Raw genomic sequence first — 17,288 nt, 5'->3', positions numbered from 1 at the left:
CAGGTAGAGCGTGACGGTCGTGGGTTCGCCGGTCAGCGTTCCCCAGGGCAGGGTGACCTCTACGGGCGCGTACTGCTTGGCGTGGTCGCCCGGGCGGCGAGCTACTGAGGCGGGGAGGGGAACCTCACGGGTCTTGCCGCCTTTGGGCGGGGCGAAGATGAGCGCGCCGCGCACGAGCTTGACCTGACGGACGACTCGCAGGATGTCCCAGGCGGGTACGTCGAGCAGGGCGAGAGCCCGCTACAGGCCTGTGCGAGAGAGGTCTACGAGGAACTGGGCCTCCGGTCGCGGTCCGTGAGTGGTTGCGGAAGGAGCCATCCCGCCTGCCACCGACCCGGGCACCACCGCCAGACCACCAGCGCCCGTACGAGCCGTCAAGGTCCGGTTGACGTGCCGGACCGGGCGGCGGCCCGCTCCCCAGGAGGGCGGGTCGGCGGCATGCGGGATGGCGAGCTGCGGTGGCAAGTCTGTAGGGGTACCGAGGAGTGGCAGCTTGGAGCCGACGTGTGAAGATTTCACGCAAGGTGAGCCGTGGTGCTTCCGGTTATGCGATCAACCGATCATGCTTCATGGGTGATCGCCATCGTCGTGCTTGGTGCGCTGCCAGCTGTGGCGTGGTGGCTCGCGTCATTCGACCACCACCTCACCAAGGGAAACAACTTCACGGTCGTCGACATGACGGGCTATCCGATGGAGTGGCGGATCGTGATGGCGAAGAGAGCCGACGCCTCGGGGCGGAAGGACGTCATCCGCATCGGCTTCTGATGTTCCAGTTCTGTTGCTCGGCATGGGGGTCCTGGTGTTGGCGGTGCTGTTCGACGACGACCTGGAGTGGTGGATCCAGGGCAGGGTGCTGTCGCACGTCATGAGGCTGGTCCCCGCCGACGTGGCCGCAGTCGACGAGTTCGACGAGTGGCTCAGCCCCGGCCGGGCAATGGGATATCTGGACATCCGGAAGATCGAAGATCCGGAGGCTGCCAAGCGGCTCGTATGTGCGCTGTCCGTGGGCGCCCGCAGGGCCCTGGAGGAGACGCAGGAGCAGGAGCCGACAGGCGAGGAGATGGTCGAGTTCTACCGTGGCCTCTGCCGGACGGTGGACAAGGCGGTTCGGCTTCCTCGTTTCTCGTGACGTGTCGTCGCGTCACATGGTCGGTCGTTGATTGAGTGATGCCACCGCCGCCGGGTCCGCCGACCCGGCGGGGTGACGGAAAAGGGGCGTCCCCGCCGCGTGATTTGCCCACGGACAGGTTGACGGCCGCACTGATCAAGTGTTGCCCTGCCGGCACGGTGGTGACGTGCCGCCGGACGCGCTTCGGGTGGAGACACCGTGATGGTTGCCTGGGGGAGGCCCGCTAGGGCGTTGCCCTTGTGCGCTCTGCGGGATCGTTTCGCCAGCGTTCTGGCAGGAACGTCTCTTCGCACGGCGAAGAGCAAGAGTGCTCATCAGGGCGAGCGCGCCTGAGGCGATGGTCCCGAAGAGAAGGTGGTTGTCCCAGTCCTGCCAGATGGCGACACCCCAGACGAGCCAACTGCTCCAGGCGGCCACGACGAACGCGCGCCACGCCAGAAGCCGCCAACTCATGAGGAGGATTCAAGCAGATCTCCATCAGTACGGACGGTGTCTGACCGCTCGGACCAGCTCACCCTGGCAGCCAGCGCAGCTCGTAGACCGGTGGTCGTTCCTTGAGGGCAAAGAGGAGGTAGCAGATCCGTGCCGGTGCGGGATGCGAGGATCGCCCGGTGGACAGCGAAGTGATGTCGGCGGTGGCGCGACTCCGGGAGGCGTTCGTCCGGTACCCGGGGAGGGCGGTGCTCGATGGCTGCCCGCACTGCCGGGGGCAGGTGCGGGTCGCCGACCACAACCTGTTCTCTTTGACCATCAGCCTCGGCAACACGGTCGGCAACCGGGACGATCTGAAGAGTCTGTTGCCCCTGCTGCTGGAGCGCATGGTCACCTCAACGGAACTCGAACCGGCGGTCGTCCTGGGCAAGCTGCCTCGCGAAGAGTGGCGCACCTGGCCCGAAGCCGAGCAGGAGGCCATTGACGGCTACCTCGATGCGGTGTGGCGCTCCTTGCTCGGGACGTACCCGTCACAGGTCGGGTCGTTCCTCGACCCGGCCACCTTCCTCGACGCGGTCGGCACGGGCGGCGAGAGCGTCACGCGATTCCTCGACATCTGGGACCTCACGCTCAACTCGGCGGCGGATCGCCACCTGGCCGACGCGGTGAACGCACTCAACTTCGCGGATCGGGGAGTGACCACGCTGGCCGCCTGGCTGCGCCGAGAGACGGTCCGCGACCGGCTGTATCGGGCGTTCGAGCGTGACCACACCGTGCCCTGGGGTGACGACCTCGCGCGGGCCCACGATCTGATCCGTTAGTAACGAGCCCGAGTTCGGCGATGACCGCCGCCAGGCGCCGATTCGCGCGATGCGCCGGCAGGGTCCGAGCTGACTCGGCGGCGAGCGCCATCACCGCTTCGCTGTCGACGCCGGCCACCAGCAGGTCGCAGGCCAGCATCACCGCGTGGTGCGGGTCGGCGTCGTCGAGCAGCGCCCGGCCCTGTTCGGTCCGGAGCCGGCGGAGAAGGTCGTCATTCACCAGGCCGAGGCTAAGGGACGCGTCGTAGCCCGTACGAGTGTCTGGTGAGGACCGATCAGCATGATCGGGGGTGTGGGTGATCACGGCAGCGCGACAGGATGCTGTCGGTGGCGGGGACGTCCCTCAGGGTTCCCGCATCCGGGATCTGAGCACATCGAATTCGCATCCCGGCGCGTCCGGGTCGAAGCCGTGCTCGATCAGCCACCGCGACGCCACCAGGCTGCGCAGGGACCACCAGGCGCGGATCACGTCCCGGTCCGCGCCGGCGCCGTAGCCGGCGAGCAGGTCGTCCAGGCGTTCCTCGTGCCCGAGCGTCAGGGTGGCGAGGTCGAACATGGCGTCGCCGGGGGCGGCCTCGGACCAGTCGATGACGCCGGTGATCTCGTCGCCGTCGATGAACACGTGGGTGATCTGCAGGTCGCCGTGGATGAACACCGGTCTCCACGGCCGGAGCGCGGCCTCGGCGATATCCCGGTTGCGCCGGATCACCTCGGCGGGCAGAACGGCGTTGGCGAGCAGCCACGCGCACTCGCCGTCGAGCTCCGTCGCCACGTCGTCGAGACGGCGCCCCGGCCATGGCGGCAACGGCGCATCGTGCAATCTCCGTACGGCGGCACCCGCCGCGGCCCACGCCGCCGGTGACGCGGCCGACGGCTCGCCGAGGACGCCGAGTGCCCTGCCAGGTACGGCGGCGATCGCGAGCACGGGCGGCTCGCGCCACAGGACCACCGGGGTCGGGACCGGCGCCATGGCCATCGCCCGCGCCTCGACGTCGGCGTGCGCCGGGTCGCCGTCGACCTTCAGGAACACGTCGCCGACGCGCAGCGTCACGCGCTGGCTGTGGGCGACGACGACTTCCACCTCGTCCATGCTGACCATCGTGGCGGGGATGGCAGTCGATGTCGCCGGAGTTTGCGGACGGCCAGCCGGTGACCGTCGACAATCGGGCGTCGACGCGGATCCCCGCGGTGGCCCATCCCTGTTTCGTCGGGGTCCAACTGCCCCCGATCAGTGGTGTCTCCGCGCAATCGTTGTCACGCAGACTCCGGTGGGTGACCACCTATTCCGGTAAGAAGAAGATCGGGAATGCCGGTGCCATCGGTATCGCCGCGGCTATCTGCGTCTTACTCTGCTGCGGTGTCGGCACCATTGGGGCGCTCACCGATGACAACGGCGACAAGAAGCCTGTCGCGGCGGCCACAGCGACCGCCTCGGTTGCCGGCGATCGTCTCGTCGAGAGCGCGACCGCCACCGCCGGCGTCAGCCCCACGCCGAGTGCGCTGACGTCCCCAACTCCCGCGCCCGTGCTGAGCCCCACACCTGCTCCGCAGCGCACCAGCAGCAAGCCGCCGTCCCGGCCGGCCGCCAAGCCGACGATCAGCAGACCGAAGCCGAAGCCGACCACCGCGAAACCGAAACCGCCTTCTGTTCCGACAGTGCGTCCCGGGGCGTTCTGCTCCAGGCAGGGCGCGCGTGGCGTGACGAAGACCGGTAAGCCGATGGTGTGCACGACCACCGCTACGGACTCCAGAAAGCGGTGGCGAGCGGCGTGATCTCCCGAGACGACACAGCCCGGCCACCTACCATGTGGCCGGGCCGCGTTGTCGATGAGGGGATGTCGAGAACGGGGTGCGGGCTCCGTCCCAGGGGTGGATTCGGCCACGGTGGTCGTACCGGACAAGGAGATCCAGCATGGCGATCCAGCGGATGGACAACGTCCTCATCGTCGTCGAGGACCTCGACGCCGTCATTGCGTTCTTCGTCGAACTCGGCATGGAGGTGGAGAGCCGGGGTCCGGTCGAGGGGCGGTGGGTGGAGCGGGTCATCGGGATCGACGACGTCCGCCAGGAGGTCGCGATGCTGCGGACCCCGGACGGCCACGGCAAGGTCGAGCTGGCCATGTTCCACACGCCGACGGCGATCAGCCCCGAGCCGAGAGACGCACCGGCGAACACGCTGGGCATCCGCCGCGTCATGTTCGCCGTCGACGACATCGAGGACGTCATCGCGCGGCTGCGGGCGCACGGCGCCGAACTCGTCGGCGACCTGGAGCGGTACGAGGACATCTTCCGGCTCTGCTACGTGCGTGGCCCCGAGGGCATCATCGTCGGACTGGCCGAACAGCTTCGCTGAGGGCCGCCCCCGCCGACCGTTCACGGGGCGGTGCACAGTCGGCACCCGGACTACCGTGACGGGCATGATGGTGCGGACGCGCTGGACGATGCCCCACCCGCCCGAGGTGCTGTGGCCGGCGTTGTGCGACTCGCGCCTCGAACTTCAACCCCGGTGTCCGGTGTTCTACCTGGGCACCCCTCGGCCGACGACGTGCCGCCTGCCGGACGGCCCCGGCGAGGTGGGGGCCGCCCGGCAGTGCGTCTCGGAACAGGGCGTGGTGCGGCAGCGGATCACGACGTGGGAGCCCCCTACCCGGTTGGCGTTCCGCATGGAGTCGACGGACCTTGGCTTCCACCGCTTCGTGGACCGGCTCGGGGATCTGTTCGAGCTGGTCCCGGCGGGGAGCGGCACACAGGTCACCCGGACCACGACGGTGACGGTCAGCGGGTTCGGCCGGGCGGCTCTCTATCCGGCCCTGTGGGTCGGGCTGAAATCGGTGCACCGATTCGTGTTCCGGAACTGGCAGAGGATGCGGTTGTAGGCGCCGTCGCGGAGTCAGGAGATCAGTGTGCCGCCGTCGACGGTCACCACAGTGCCTGTGGCGTAGGTCGCCCGCAGCAGGTAGCCGAACGCCTCGGCGACTTCGTCGGGCTCGCCCACCCGACCGAGCGGAAGCGACTCGCTGAGCTGGGCGTACATCTGCTCCCGGGTCTCCTGCGGCAGCGAGTCCCACAGCGGTGAGCGGATCACGCCGGCGGAGACGGCGTTGACGCGGATCGGGGCGAGTTCGACGGCGAGGGCACGGACCAGCGCGTCGATCGCCCCGGTGATGCTGGCCGCCACCGACCAGCCGGCGCTCGGCCGGTGGTTGGCGGTGCCTGTGGTCAGGGTGATCGACCCGCCGGGCCGCAGGTACGGGACCGCCGCGTTGACCGCCGCCAGGGAGCCGAAGTAGCGCAGTTCGAACGCGGTGCGGGCCGCGGCGAGGTCGAGGGCGTCGACGGACATCAGGGCGAGAGGTTCGCCAGCGGTGTAGACGAGGTGGTCGAACGGGCCGAGGCCCTCGAACAGCCGGGCCACGTCGGTCGGGTCGGTGAGGTCGGCGACGTACCCCTGGGTGCCGGTCGGCAGGGTCGACAGGGCGCGGTCGACGCTGCGCTGGTGGCGGGAGGCGACGACGACCTGGGCGCCCTCGCGGGCCGCCAGCGAGGCGGTGGCGAGTCCGATTCCCGAGGTTCCGCCGAGGATGACGACGCGCTGGTCGGTGAGGGTCATGATCGTGTCCTTCCGGGGTGTGGTGGAGACGGTTACCACCGTGCTCCGTCCGCAACCCCCGCGTCCAAGACCTCTTTCACCTCCTGTGATGCCCGATGAGCATCACCGAGGCCCTTCCCCGCGGGTATCGTGGGACTGACCGGACGGGGGCCGGATGGACGTGGATCTGCGTAAGCTCCGCTACTTCGTGGCGGTGGCCGAGGAGTTGCATTTCGGGCGGGCAGCCGCGCGGCTGCACATCGCCCAGCCGGTCCTGTCGCGCCAGATCCGGGCCCTGGAGCACGAGCTGCGCGCCGAACTGTTCCTGCGGGACCGCCGCTCCACCGTGCTCACCGAGGCGGGCCGCCAACTGCTCATCGACGCCCGTCCGTTGCTCGCCTCGGCCGAGGCGCTGCGTCGGCGGGTGCACCGGGCCGCGCACGGCCGGCCCACGTTCACCATCGCGTTCATGCCCGGCATCATCGTCACCGCCGAGGCCCGTGCCATCGCTCAGCTGCACCCCGACCTGTCCGTCGCTGTCCTCCGTACGTCCTGGAACGACCAGGTCGAGGTGGTCCACGAAGGGCGGGCCGACGTCAGCTACGTACGGCTCCCGGTCGACCACCGCGGCCTCCGACTACGCCCCCTGTTCACCGAACCCCGCGTCGTGGTCCTGCCCAGAGATCACCGACTGGCCGGCAAGGAGTCGATCGACCTCGCCGACCTGGCCGAGGAACGGCTCCTCCAGGACCCGGACGCCGTGCCGGAATGGCGGGACCTGCCGGACCGCCGGACGGACCCGGAGCCCCGCCCCCGGCCGGAGCTGAACTCCGTCGAGGAGAAGTTGGAGCATGTCGCCGCGTACGCCGGGATGGCGATCCTGCCGCTGTCGACGGCGGCGTTCTACACCAGGCCCGACGTCGTGCACGTGCCCGTCGCCGACCTCGGGCACAACCAGGTCTGCCTGGCCTGGGCGGAGAGCAACCGGTCGCCCCTGGTGGACGAGTTCGTGGACATCGCCGTCCGGCAGGCCCGGGCGGCGGGGCTCTCGCCGGGCGAGTCCGCGAGTTAGGCTCCGGGGCATGTTCCGCGAGGCCGGGCCGGACGACTTCGAGCAGATCATCCGCCTCTACCGCCAACTCAACCCGGACGATCCCGAGCTGGACGACGGATCCGACGCGGCGGCTTTCCAGCAGATCCTCGCCTCACCGGCGCTGCGTCTCTTCGTCCTCGAACTGGACGGGGACGTGGTCGCCACGACGTACCTCAACGTGATCCCGAACCTCACCCGGTCGGCGTCGCCGTACGCGGTCATCGAGAACGTCGTCGTCGAGGAGTCGCGGCGCGGCACCGGCCTGGGCAGGCAGATCATGGCCGGCACGCTCCAGGCCGCGTGGGATGCCGGCTGCTACAAGGCGATGCTGATGACCGGCTCGCGGACGCCGTCGACGCACGCCTTCTACCGGGCCTGCGGTTTCTCGCCTGACGCGAAGACCGCGTACCTGGCGCGTCCGTCGTGACGTCGCCGCGCGGCTAGGCGGCGGGGAAGGTCTCGCGCAGCGCCGCGTCCAGGGGCCGGCCGGTCGTCGGCTCGACGAACAGGTCGGCCAGCAGGAGGTCGGCGAGGTGGCTGGGGTTGACGCCGGACTCCTTGCGCCCGAGGCTCTGGAGCGCGCCGCCGAGCCGCAGGGCGGCCTTCGCCGCGCTGGGCGGCAGGCGGGACACCCGGCGGCGTCGACCGACCGCCTCGGCGATGCGACCGATCATGTCGTCCCAAATGAGGTTCTCGTCGGCTACCGGAATGTCGTCACCACGGCCCTGTTCCAGGGCGTCCACCGCGATCTCGGCCACGCTGCGCGCCGAGATGACGGCGGTCCCGCCGGTGGGGGCGACCAAGGGGGTACGCGAGCGCGCCCACCGGTCCAACGGGCCCGCCCAGTTCGGGAGTCGGTCGCCGGCCCGACCGAAGACGAAGGGCAGTTCGAGTACGGCGACAGGCAGGTCGTCGCCGGCCGCCGCCCGTCCCTCGCGTGCCTGCTCGACCCGGCACCGGATGTACGTGTGGCGTTCGGTGAGCCGCCACTGCGGACGCAGCCTGTCGAAGTAGGTGTAGTACGAGCCCATCAGCACGCCACGGGTGAGACCCTCCTCGCGGGCGGCGGCGAACAGGCGCACCACCGGGTCGACGTTGTCGCGGCGGAACCGCGGATAGATCGGCTTGGGCAGCGGGCGCTGCTCGTCGGTGCGGGTGGCGTACACGACGCCGTCGTGGCCGGCGAGCAACGGTCGCAGGTCCTCGACCGACGCGGAGTCGACATCTATCAGGTGATCGACACCCGGCCGGGCGGTGCGCGCCACTGTGGTCGCCGCGTGGCCGCGTTCGCGCAGCACGTCCACGACGTGCGCGCCGATCAGACCGCTGCCGCCCACCACGAGAATTCGCACGCTGAATCGTCCACTGCGGAGCCGGTTGCTTGTCAAGTCACGATCGTCGCCGCCGCAGGGAGCCGCTGCGGATGCGACGGCGGCCCGACGCGGCCAGAATGGCGTCCGGAGGTGATCGAGGATGGTCGACCAGGAGAGCGTGCCCAAGCTCTGTTCGGTGGCGCTCGACTGCACCGACGCGAGGGAGCTGGCCGAGTTCTACCGACAGCTGATGGGCTTCGTCTACCGGCCCGGCGACGAGCCGCCGGCGGACGGGCAACCCGACGAGCGCGGTCGGGACTGGCTGGTGCTGAGGTCTCCCGGCGGCGGCCCGCAGATGGCGTTCCAGCAGGTCGACCACCTGCCGGAGGCGACGTGGCCGAAGAACGACGTGCCACAGCAGCTGCACCTGGACATGACAGTCGAATCCGTCGAGGAGCTGCTGGTCCAGCACGAGCGCGTGCTACGCCTCGGCGGCCGGCTGCGGTACGACCGCATCGAGGACCCCGACGAGCCGCTGCGCGTGTACGCCGACCCGGCCGGTCACCCGTTCTGCATTTTCGTGGGGTAGTCGTCCGCGCCCCCGCAGATGGCATAGGTTCGACTGTGGTGCACACCATCGCCGTGAAACGGGGTCGAGGATGCCTGAGCCGCGCGCCTTCTGGCTGGACGAGCAGTTCGACCGCGAGCACGGCGACGGCGGGCGGGGCAGGTACGAGGCCGAGGTGCTTCGGCGGATCGACGAGTTCGCCGACACGTGGGACGACATCGCGCCCGTCGCGTTCGCGGCGACGGCCTGGCGGGTGGCCAGCGAGCTGTCGCCCGGGTTCGTCCGCTGGCACCGGCGGATCATCTCGGCGTCCTGCGCGCGCAGCCCGTGGGACGGCAGCATGGTCTGCGCGGTGACCGTGGCGTCCCGCTGGCCGGCCGAGTTGACCTGGACCAGGCAGTGGCAGCGCGACCGGGGCTGGCACGACTGGCCCCAGCTGTTCGGGCAGTTCACCACACCCACCGAGCAGGACCACACGCGCCGCCCCCATCTGCGCGCCCTGCTCCAGGTGGAGGCGCCGGTCCCGCTCGACGACCTGCCGCCGGCGCCCGCCGGTCCGCACGACGACGTCACCTCCGCGGCACGACGGGCGGTAGTGGTGCTGGCCCGGGAACTCAACGACCTTCTCGCGCCGATGATCGGCCAGCTCGACGCCGGGGTGCCGGCCGACTCCTGAAATTCCGGGCACCCACCGGCCATGCCCGCGCCGGTAGGGTCGGCGACGTGGATCTGCATGACACCGCCGCCCGACTCGGCGTACCCGTCGAGGACGTCGAGCGGGTGCACCAGCTCGCCGGCGACCGGCCGTCGGCTCCGCTTCCCGCCCGCGCCGACGCGCCCGCGATTCTCGACCGGCTCGCCGTGCCACCTGAGGACGCCGCCGAGATCATGGCGGGCTGGCCCGACGCCGACTCTCCGCTGTGGACGCCCGAGCTGCGCTGGCTTCTCGACCGCTCGATCGCCCTGGTCCGCGCCGATCTCGGGGGTGCGGACTGGCTGCCGCCCGGTCCGGAGCTGCCCCGTGATCGCGGCCCCGCCTGGCGGCACCTCTACGTGTACGCGTACCTGGCCCTTGTCGACGTCGCCCGGGCGTACCACCGCGACCACGACGTCCCCGACGCGGTGTCGTGGCGCAGCCTCGCGGACCTGGGCCGCAACCTCGCCATCGACAGGCGGATGCGCGGCGAGGGCTGGCCGGTCATGCAGAGCTGGCTGACGCTGCACGTCCGCGGCAGCGTCTACGAGCTGGGCCGGTTGCAGCACCACCGTGGCGGCGCCACCCTCTCCCTGCACATCCCTGATGCGGGGCCGTTGACCCCCGACGCGATCGACGCGTCGCTCGACGAGGCCCGCGCGTTCTTCCCCCGCCACTTTCCCGACGAGCGCTACGAGGAGTTCTCCTGCGGCTCGTGGCTGCTCGATCCGCAGTTGCTCGAATATCTCCCGGCGGACTCCAACATCGCCCGGTTCCAGCGGCGGTTCGAGCTGACGCCCTACGACGAGAAGGAGGGGCCGGACGCCGACGTCGAGGTGCTGCGTTTCGTGTTCCGTACCCTGAGCACGCCGCTCGACGAGCTGCCCCGCCGTACCGTGCTGGAACGCGCGGTCGTCGACCACCTCAAGGCCGGCCGCCACTGGCAGTGGCGGCACGGCCGCTTCCCGATCTAGTACTCCAACGTCACTTGATCTGCCGGCTGGCTTACTCGGCTAGCTCATGAAGAAGATCATGGCCGCGAGGCTTGCCCCCATGGCCAGGTGCTCCCAACGGAGCAGGTCCGTGATCGGTCGATTGCGCAGCCGGACGAGTGCGGCCGCCATCCAGCAGAGGTAAGCCGCCGTGGCGGTGCGTAGCAACACGAGCGCCGCGTCATGGCCGGTGACGATGCCGTGGTCCATCCGGGGCCCGGCGGCCATGTGGTGGGTAGCCATCGACCCGCCGTGTTGATGCATCAGCACGGCGAACGCCATGAGCACGGCCCCGGCCGTACGGTGCCACTCCACCTCCGGGCCGCGCTCGGTCGGACCGCTGGTGACTAGTGCCACCGCGAAGGCGAGGAGCAGCAGCGCGCCCGCGTACTGCACAACCGGTGCGGCGTCGAGGGCCACCGCGACCATGACAGCCACCATCGCACCCGCGAGCATTCGGGCCCTGCGGGACGCGCCCACCCGCGGTACGACGCAGCAGCAGGCCGACACCGCGGCCGACCCGAGCATGATCATCTCGAGCGTCAGGACGTCACCGCCGGCGTAACGCCGGGGCGTGACCATTGGGCGGTGGGGCGGCCGTTGAGCCGCCACGGGTGACCACTGACCCGCGGCCAACCTTGGGGTGAGTTTTCCCAGTTCTCTTGCCGGCCGTACACGGTGAGGTCCAAGGCGTGGTAGCTGGTCGTCAACGCCTCCACGCCCCGCCCGGTGGTCCAGTAGGTTTCGTAGACCTGGTCGCCGTCGCGCAGGTAGCAGGCGATGAACCCGAATTCGCGACCGTCGGCTAGAGCCGGGTCGGAGTCTTTCGCCGAATACCAGGGGAACGGGTAGCCCATGAACTCCGCGAACGGGGCACTTTCGTCGTAGGGGCCCTGGCAGAACACGGCGTAGGTGACGTCCCGGGCATGCAGGTAGTCCAGCATCTGCATGTGACAGGTCGAGAAGGTGCACCCCTCACACTGATCCCCGTACGGTTTGCCGTCGTGCCACATGTGGAAGTAGGCGATGAGCATCCGGCGGCCCTCGAAAACCTCCACCAGCGGGGTGTCCCCGCCGGGGCCCTGGACCGTCACCGTCGGCATCAAGGTCATCGGCAGCTGACGACGAGCGGCTGCGATCGCGTCTCCTTCGCGGGTATGGGCCTTCTCCCGGACCAGCAGTTCGTTGCGCTCGCGCAGCCAGGTCTCCCGGTCGACGACCGGGGGCGTGGCTGCGCTGGACGCGGGGGTTGCCGTCATGGCTGTCTCCTTCGTGTGGGGATTGGTCACAGGTACAGACGACCGAGTCGGCGATCGTCATCGGTGACCGATGACGGATGGGGTCCGCGGTCGTCAGTACGGTTGTGAGGACCACTCAGCCCCGGGGAGATCACATGTCCGACTCGCCTGACAAGCAGGCGGTCTGGCTGCAGCGCGCCTTCGACGAGCACCGGCGCGAGCTACACGTGCACTGCTACCGCCTCGCAGGGAACGTCACCGACGCGGACGACCTGGTGCAGGAGACCTTCCTGCGTGCCTGGCGGGCTCGCGACCGCTTCGAGGGTCGGGCGTCGGCGCGCACCTGGTTCTACCGGATCGCCACGAACGTCTTCCTCGACAGCCGCAAGGCGGCCGGTCACCGGACGGTTCAGTATGGTGACCCGCTGGAGTGGTCCACCGAGCTCGGTCCCTATCCAGACGCCCTGTTGGCCGACGATCCGCAGACCGGTCTCGCCGCCCGGGAGACCGTCGAGCTGGCCCTGATCGCAGCGCTCATGTACCTGCCGCCGCGGCAGCGGGCGGCCTTCGTGCTGCGCGACGTCTACGGCTGGACGCCGCAGGAGATCGCCGGCGCGCTCGACACCGCCGTAGCGGCCGTCAACAGCCTCCTCCAGCGGGCCCGCCACACCCTCCGGCGGCGCGCTCCGTCGGACCCACAGGACTGGCGCCGCCCGCAGCTCACCAGCGAGGACGAAGAGATCCTGCGCCGCTACGCCAACGCGAAGGACCCGGCGACGGTCCGGGCACTGCTCGCCGAGGACGTACGGATCACGATGCCGCCCGAGCCGCCGGTCGTCGGGATCGACGCGGCCGCGGAGTTCCTCGGCCGACCGCTCGACTGGCGTACCTTCCCCACCTCGGCCAACGGGCGCCCGGCACTGATCAACTATCTCCGCCGGCCCGGCAGCCCGCACTACGAGGCGCTGGTCGTCGACGTACTCCGGATCGAGAACGGGAAGATCGTAGAGAGCAACGCCTTCATCGGTGCCCGTCACGTCGCCGCCTTCAGCATGCCCGCCACGCTCGAGCCCTAGACGAGTAAGTCTCAAGCTAAGTGGCCGAGCCTGCGCTGGTAGTGGGATCGCCGGGCTCGGGCTTGGGATGTTCGTCGCCAGGTGGACCAGTGCAGGGTGTGCGCTGGGGGTAGTGGCAGGGCGAGGACGAAGGCGTTGAGGAGTCGGCGGATCTCGGCGACGGTCAACGCGATGATCTCCGGGTCGGGGTCGGGCTGCTGCGCGGTGGTGGCGGCGAGGATGGTCAGGACGGCCAGGGCGAGCATGGCCAGGGTGATGAACCGGTGCCAGCCGGTCCAGCCGCGGACCTGGTAGTGGTCAAGGCCGACCTGGCCTTTGCCGGTTTGGAACAACTCCTCGATGCTCCAGCGGGATCCGGCGACGGTCACGAGGGTGTGCAGCGGCACCAGGCGAGGTGACCAGCACAGGTAGAAGGCCAGCTCGCCGGTGGTTCGGTTGCGGCGGATGAGCAGCCACCGGTGCTCACCGGCGCAGGTGGCGGTGGTGACCCAGGCCCACAGATAGTCGCGGGGACCTTTCGCTCCCGGTCGGCAGCTGTGCTGCTGCCACTCGGCGGTGGGTATCCGGTCGGCGAGGTCGTCGACGCGGATCAAAGTGCGGCCGTCGTTGACGTGCACGCGTCGGTCGCAGCCGACGGCCAGGACGTAGCCGATCCGGCGGCGTTCCAGGTCAGCGCGCAGGCCGGGGTCGGCGCCGTAAACCTTGTCGCCAGTCACCCACCCGACCGGGACACCGGCGTCCAGCGCAGCGGCGATCATCTGCCGTGCCAGGGCAGGCTTCGTAGCGAACCCGACGTCGTCCGGGACGCCGGCGGCGGTGAGACGGTCGGGGCGATCGCACCAGGATGTCTCGGGTAGGTAGAGCCGATCGCCCGCCCCGCCGGTGACACGTAGGCCAGGAACACCCCGACCTGGCTGTTCTCGACACGCCCGGCGGTGCCCGTGTACTGCCGCTGCACCCCGACCGAGCACACGCCCTTCTTCAGGAAGCCGGTCTCGTCGACGACAAGCACCGCGTCGGGGTGGCCGAGCTGCTCGATCAGCCAATCACGCACGTCATCGCGGACGGCGTCGGCGTCCCACACCGCCGTACGCAGCAGCCGTTGCATCGCCTGCGGATCGTCGTGACCCGCCCGTTCGGCCAACGACCAGCAGGCCTTACGTTCCACGCCCGACAGCAGCCCTTCCACGAACTGCCCGGCGGTCCGACGGGGCTCCGCCCGCACGAACCGGTCCGCGACACGTGTCACCGCCTCGTCCAGGATGACCCGCCACCCGGTCGGGTCTACGCTGTGGCACACGGCCACCGCACGATCTTCGGTTGTCCTCACAAACCATCGATGATCAACGCGGTGGCCGTCCTCATGCCCGCGCCACGCCCAACGCCGAAGCCGAATGACGTTGGAGTACTAGCCGCCCGCCACACCGGCAGCCGACGGTTCGGTGGGTCCGGCCCGGCCGCCGACCAGGGCGGGCCGGACCCACCACAGGCGTCAACCGGTGAGCGCGAACCTCTCCCAGGCTCCGACAGTGGTGCGGTTGGCGATCAGAGACCCCGCGCCGGCGTTCTCGGCGGCCACGATCTGGTTGTTGACAGTGGCGCGCAGGCTGACCGTCCCGTCGGAGTTGGTGATGAGCTGGAAGGTCTCCCACGCGCCGATGGTCGTGCGGTTCGCGACGAGCGGCTCTGCGCCGGCGTTCTCGGCGCAGACGTACATGCCGTTGGCGCGCGACCGCAGGGCGATGGCGCCGTTGCCGGCGTCCACCCGGTCGAACTGCTCGGTCGAGGTGACGGTGGCCTTGTTGGCGATCAGCGGGCTCGTGCCGACGGCCGACACGTACTGGCTGTTCACCTGCGCCCGCAGGCTGATCGCCCCGGTGCCGCCGCCGGTGCCGGTGGTGAAGGTGAACGCGTCCACGTCGAACAGGTAGCCGGACCCGCCCTTGAACACCAGGTACAGGGTGGTCGGCGACGCGGGCGGGTTGGTGATGGCGCCGGACACCTCGGTGAAGGTCTCCCAGTTTCCGGTCACCGGCACCGTGACGGTGCCCAGCAGGGTGCCGGTCGCCGATCCGGCCCGTACCTCGATGGTGCCGCCGGCGCCGGCCGACGACGCCCGGACGGTGAAGCGGTTCACGTTGGCAAGGTGGTACGGCTGGTACGAGATCCAGTCGTTGTTCTCGATGAACCCGGCGGTGCGACCGCCCTCGGCGCTCGTGTGGTCCGTGGCCTGGACACCCGACTGGGCGCCGAAGTGCTCACCCTGGCGGTGCTTCGGTTGCAGCGTCCTGATGCTGTGCGTGGTGAGCCCGCCGTTGTCGGTGTACGCGGCGTCGAAGACCCCGTAGATGTTGGCAGCCGAGTCGTGTTCCCCGTCGGTCGGCACGGTGATCGAGCCGCTGCACCCGTTCTTCGAGGTGATCTGGTGGGCGTGGCTGTCGTGGCCCAGCGCGTACGTCAGGCTGACCTTGGAACAGTCGATCGTGCCGTCCTGCGGGTCGCTGACGCTGATCTGGTACGGCACCGTGTCACCGAAGCTGAACAGCTGCCCGTCGGCGGGCGCGGTGAGCGTCACCGTCGGGGCCGTGTTGCCCACGGTGATGACCAGGCTCGCCGTGCCGGACAGGCCGGTCGGGTCGGTGACCTTCAACGTGGGGGAGTACGTGCCGTTCGTGGTGTACGTCTTGGTGGGGTTCGCCGCCGTCGACGTGGTGCCGTCGCCGAACGTCCACAGGTAGCTCAGCGCCCCGCCCTCGGGGTCGGAGCTGCCGGCCGACGAGAAGGTGACAGTCAACGGGTTGGCCCCCGAAGTGGGGTTCGCCGAGGCGACAGCGATCGGGCTGCGGTTGCCGCCGCCGATGTACTCGATCCGGAACAGCGCCTGGTTGTTCGAGCCGGTGCCGTAGTCAAGCACGTACAGGGCGCCGTCCGGGCCGAAGGCCATGTCCATGACCTGGGTGCCGCTCCACGGAAAGCTGGAGATCTCCCCGCGTGAACCGTCGGCGTTGACAGCGATGGCCTTGATCCAGCGGCGGCCGTACTCGCCGGCGAAGAACTGGCCGTTCAGCGACGCCGGGAATTTGATGCTGGAGTTGAACGACGCGTCGTACCGGTAGACCGGACCACCCATCGGCGACTCCGAGCCGCTGCCGAACTCCGGTGGGGACCCGGAGTCGCCGGCGTACTTGATCCAGGCCGGCTTCGCGGCGGGCAGTGTGGTGAGCCCGGTGTTGCGGAACGAGTTGTTCGTCGGCCCGCCCGTGCAGTTGTACTTCGACTGCGACGGCCCGGACGGGAACGTGTATTCATTGTATGTTTCCGTGCTCGTGTTGCTGCCTGTGCAGTACGGCCAGCCGAAGTTGCCGGGTGCCGTGATGCGGTTGAACTCCACCTGACCCGACGGACCCCGGCTGGAGTTGGTGCTCCCCGCGTCCGGGCCGTAGTCGCCGACGTAGACGACGCCTGTCGCCTTGTCCACGCTCATCCGGAACGGGTTGCGCATACCCATCGCGTAGATCTCCGGGCGGGTGTTGGCGGTGCCGGGCGCGAACAGGTTGCCCGACGGGATCGTGTACGTGCCGTCCGCCTGCGGCTTGATCCGCAGCACCTTGCCGCGCAGGTCGTTGGTGTTGCCCGCCGAGCGCTGGGCGTCGAACTGCGGGTTGCGGTTGGTCCGCTCGTCCAGCGGCGCGTACCCGGAGGACTCGAACGGGTTGGTGTCGTCGCCGGTGGTCAGGTACAGGTTGCCGGCGGCGTCGAAGTCCAGGTCACCTCCCACGTGGCAGCACTGCCCCCGGTCGTTGGCGACCTGGAGCACGATCTTCTCGCTGCCGAGGTTGAGCGTGTCGTCGCTGTTCAGGGTGAACCGGGACAGCCGCAGGTGCCCCTTCCACCGGTCCCAGTCGGACTGCGAGCCGGTGGTCGGGGCGTCCCCGGACGGGGTGCTCAACGTGGGGGAGTAGTACAGGTAGATCCACCTGTTGGTGGCGAAGTTGGGGTCGACGGCGACGCCCTGCAACCCCTCCTCGTCGTGGGTGTAGACGGACAGGGTGCCGGAGACCCTGGTGTTGCCGGCCACGTCGGTGACCCGCAGGACACCGTTGCGGGCGGTGTGCAGTACCGAGCGGTTGGGCAGGACGGCCAGGGACATGGCCTCGCCCAGCTCCGCCGAGCCGGTGGCGAGCTTGACCTGCTGGTAGTCGGAGGCGGGAATGACCACCGCCTGGGCGGGGGACGGTGCGGCAACGGCCAGGGTCACGCTCGCGGCGGCGGTGAGCGCCGCGACGAGGGCCCGGGACCAGCGCCGAGGGCACGAGAGCATGATCGTCCTTCCTCGACGATCG

General features: G+C 69.8%; 19 protein-coding genes and 1 pseudogene. 13 read left to right on the top strand and 7 right to left on the bottom strand.

Going from position 1 to position 17,288, the window contains the following annotated elements; translation table 11 throughout:
- Positions 1 to 183: 183 nt before the first annotated feature.
- The 4 genes from ACZ6N8_RS24175 (at position 184) to ACZ6N8_RS24160 (ending at position 2,382) form a co-directional block, all read left to right on the top strand.
- The gene (locus ACZ6N8_RS24175; RefSeq protein ID WP_466012898.1) at positions 184 to 510 is read left to right on the top strand and encodes an NUDIX domain-containing protein; all 327 of its coding nucleotides are present in this window, start codon (positions 184 to 186) and stop codon (positions 508 to 510) included.
- Positions 511 to 573: 63 nt separating this feature from the next.
- A complete protein-coding gene (locus tag ACZ6N8_RS24170; RefSeq protein ID WP_466012813.1) occupies positions 574 to 765 on the top strand; it encodes a hypothetical protein in 192 nt (63 codons plus the stop codon).
- Between the two features lie 22 nt (positions 766 to 787).
- Positions 788 to 1,129: a hypothetical protein gene (locus tag ACZ6N8_RS24165; protein ID WP_466012812.1), complete on the top strand. Its 342-nt coding sequence runs from the start codon at positions 788 to 790 to the stop codon at positions 1,127 to 1,129.
- Positions 1,130 to 1,740: 611 nt separating this feature from the next.
- Positions 1,741 to 2,382, top strand: coding sequence for a hypothetical protein (locus ACZ6N8_RS24160; protein ID WP_466012811.1), 642 nt, complete (start codon positions 1,741 to 1,743; stop codon positions 2,380 to 2,382).
- Between the two features lie 343 nt (positions 2,383 to 2,725).
- Here ACZ6N8_RS24160 and ACZ6N8_RS24155 read toward each other — a convergent pair whose 3' ends face one another.
- The gene (locus ACZ6N8_RS24155) at positions 2,726 to 3,472 is read right to left on the bottom strand and encodes a phosphotransferase family protein (RefSeq protein ID WP_466012810.1); all 747 of its coding nucleotides are present in this window, start codon (positions 3,470 to 3,472) and stop codon (positions 2,726 to 2,728) included.
- 182 nt (positions 3,473 to 3,654) lie between these two features.
- Between ACZ6N8_RS24155 and ACZ6N8_RS24150 the strand changes: the two genes are divergently transcribed.
- From ACZ6N8_RS24150 to ACZ6N8_RS24140, 3 genes are all read left to right on the top strand, one after another.
- Positions 3,655 to 4,155: a hypothetical protein gene (locus ACZ6N8_RS24150; RefSeq protein WP_466012809.1), complete on the top strand. Its 501-nt coding sequence runs from the start codon at positions 3,655 to 3,657 to the stop codon at positions 4,153 to 4,155.
- Positions 4,156 to 4,294: 139 nt separating this feature from the next.
- Positions 4,295 to 4,735 carry a VOC family protein gene (locus ACZ6N8_RS24145; protein WP_466012808.1) on the top strand — a complete coding sequence of 147 codons (441 nt, stop codon included), beginning with the start codon at positions 4,295 to 4,297 and terminating at the stop codon, positions 4,733 to 4,735.
- Between the two features lie 64 nt (positions 4,736 to 4,799).
- The gene (locus tag ACZ6N8_RS24140) at positions 4,800 to 5,258 is read left to right on the top strand and encodes an SRPBCC family protein (protein WP_364365454.1); all 459 of its coding nucleotides are present in this window, start codon (positions 4,800 to 4,802) and stop codon (positions 5,256 to 5,258) included.
- 14 nt (positions 5,259 to 5,272) lie between these two features.
- On the opposite strand, the gene ACZ6N8_RS24135 is transcribed toward ACZ6N8_RS24140, so the two are convergent.
- A complete protein-coding gene (locus tag ACZ6N8_RS24135) occupies positions 5,273 to 5,992 on the bottom strand; it encodes an SDR family oxidoreductase (RefSeq protein ID WP_466012807.1) in 720 nt (239 codons plus the stop codon).
- Between the two features lie 154 nt (positions 5,993 to 6,146).
- Here ACZ6N8_RS24135 and ACZ6N8_RS24130 point away from each other — a divergent pair, with 154 nt between their 5' ends.
- Together ACZ6N8_RS24130 and ACZ6N8_RS24125 are read left to right on the top strand one after the other, a co-directional pair.
- Positions 6,147 to 7,043, top strand: coding sequence for a LysR family transcriptional regulator (locus ACZ6N8_RS24130; protein WP_466012806.1), 897 nt, complete (start codon positions 6,147 to 6,149; stop codon positions 7,041 to 7,043).
- 10 nt (positions 7,044 to 7,053) lie between these two features.
- Positions 7,054 to 7,491, top strand: coding sequence for a GNAT family N-acetyltransferase (locus ACZ6N8_RS24125; RefSeq protein WP_466012805.1), 438 nt, complete (start codon positions 7,054 to 7,056; stop codon positions 7,489 to 7,491).
- 13 nt (positions 7,492 to 7,504) lie between these two features.
- On the opposite strand, the gene ACZ6N8_RS24120 is transcribed toward ACZ6N8_RS24125, so the two are convergent.
- Positions 7,505 to 8,416: an NAD(P)H-binding protein gene (locus ACZ6N8_RS24120; protein ID WP_466012804.1), complete on the bottom strand. Its 912-nt coding sequence runs from the start codon at positions 8,414 to 8,416 to the stop codon at positions 7,505 to 7,507.
- A gap of 121 nt (positions 8,417 to 8,537) precedes the next feature.
- Between ACZ6N8_RS24120 and ACZ6N8_RS24115 the strand changes: the two genes are divergently transcribed.
- The 3 genes from ACZ6N8_RS24115 (at position 8,538) to ACZ6N8_RS24105 (ending at position 10,613) form a co-directional block, all read left to right on the top strand.
- Positions 8,538 to 8,966 (top strand): VOC family protein, encoded by a 429-nt coding sequence (locus ACZ6N8_RS24115; RefSeq protein ID WP_466012803.1) that lies wholly within the window; start codon positions 8,538 to 8,540, stop codon positions 8,964 to 8,966.
- Between the two features lie 70 nt (positions 8,967 to 9,036).
- Complete coding sequence (locus ACZ6N8_RS24110) at positions 9,037 to 9,621, top strand: hypothetical protein (RefSeq protein ID WP_466012802.1); 585 nt, start codon at positions 9,037 to 9,039, stop codon at positions 9,619 to 9,621.
- A 47-nt stretch (positions 9,622 to 9,668) separates the two neighbouring features.
- A complete protein-coding gene (locus ACZ6N8_RS24105; RefSeq protein WP_466012801.1) occupies positions 9,669 to 10,613 on the top strand; it encodes an acyltransferase domain-containing protein in 945 nt (314 codons plus the stop codon).
- 39 nt (positions 10,614 to 10,652) lie between these two features.
- Here ACZ6N8_RS24105 and ACZ6N8_RS24100 read toward each other — a convergent pair whose 3' ends face one another.
- Together ACZ6N8_RS24100 and ACZ6N8_RS24095 are read right to left on the bottom strand one after the other, a co-directional pair.
- Positions 10,653 to 11,060 carry a hypothetical protein gene (locus ACZ6N8_RS24100; RefSeq protein ID WP_466012800.1) on the bottom strand — a complete coding sequence of 136 codons (408 nt, stop codon included), beginning with the start codon at positions 11,058 to 11,060 and terminating at the stop codon, positions 10,653 to 10,655.
- 113 nt (positions 11,061 to 11,173) lie between these two features.
- Positions 11,174 to 11,890, bottom strand: a complete 717-nt coding sequence (locus ACZ6N8_RS24095) for a DUF899 family protein (RefSeq protein WP_203119332.1) — start codon at positions 11,888 to 11,890, stop codon at positions 11,174 to 11,176.
- A 134-nt stretch (positions 11,891 to 12,024) separates the two neighbouring features.
- On the opposite strand from ACZ6N8_RS24095, the gene ACZ6N8_RS24090 reads away from it, so the two are divergent.
- A complete protein-coding gene (locus ACZ6N8_RS24090; RefSeq protein WP_466012799.1) occupies positions 12,025 to 12,945 on the top strand; it encodes an RNA polymerase subunit sigma-70 in 921 nt (306 codons plus the stop codon).
- An 11-nt stretch (positions 12,946 to 12,956) separates the two neighbouring features.
- Here the strand turns inward: ACZ6N8_RS24090 and ACZ6N8_RS24085 are convergent.
- Both ACZ6N8_RS24085 and ACZ6N8_RS24080 read right to left on the bottom strand, forming a co-directional pair.
- Positions 12,957 to 14,245 (bottom strand): annotated as a pseudogene (locus tag ACZ6N8_RS24085) (IS701 family transposase).
- A 192-nt stretch (positions 14,246 to 14,437) separates the two neighbouring features.
- Positions 14,438 to 17,266 (bottom strand): PQQ-dependent sugar dehydrogenase, encoded by a 2,829-nt coding sequence (locus tag ACZ6N8_RS24080; RefSeq protein WP_466012798.1) that lies wholly within the window; start codon positions 17,264 to 17,266, stop codon positions 14,438 to 14,440.
- Positions 17,267 to 17,288 lie beyond the last annotated feature (22 nt).

It is taken from the genome of Micromonospora sp. NPDC047521, assembly GCF_055587305.1.
Note: the sequence above shows the minus strand (reverse complement) of the source record. Positions and strands in the feature narration are given on the sequence as shown.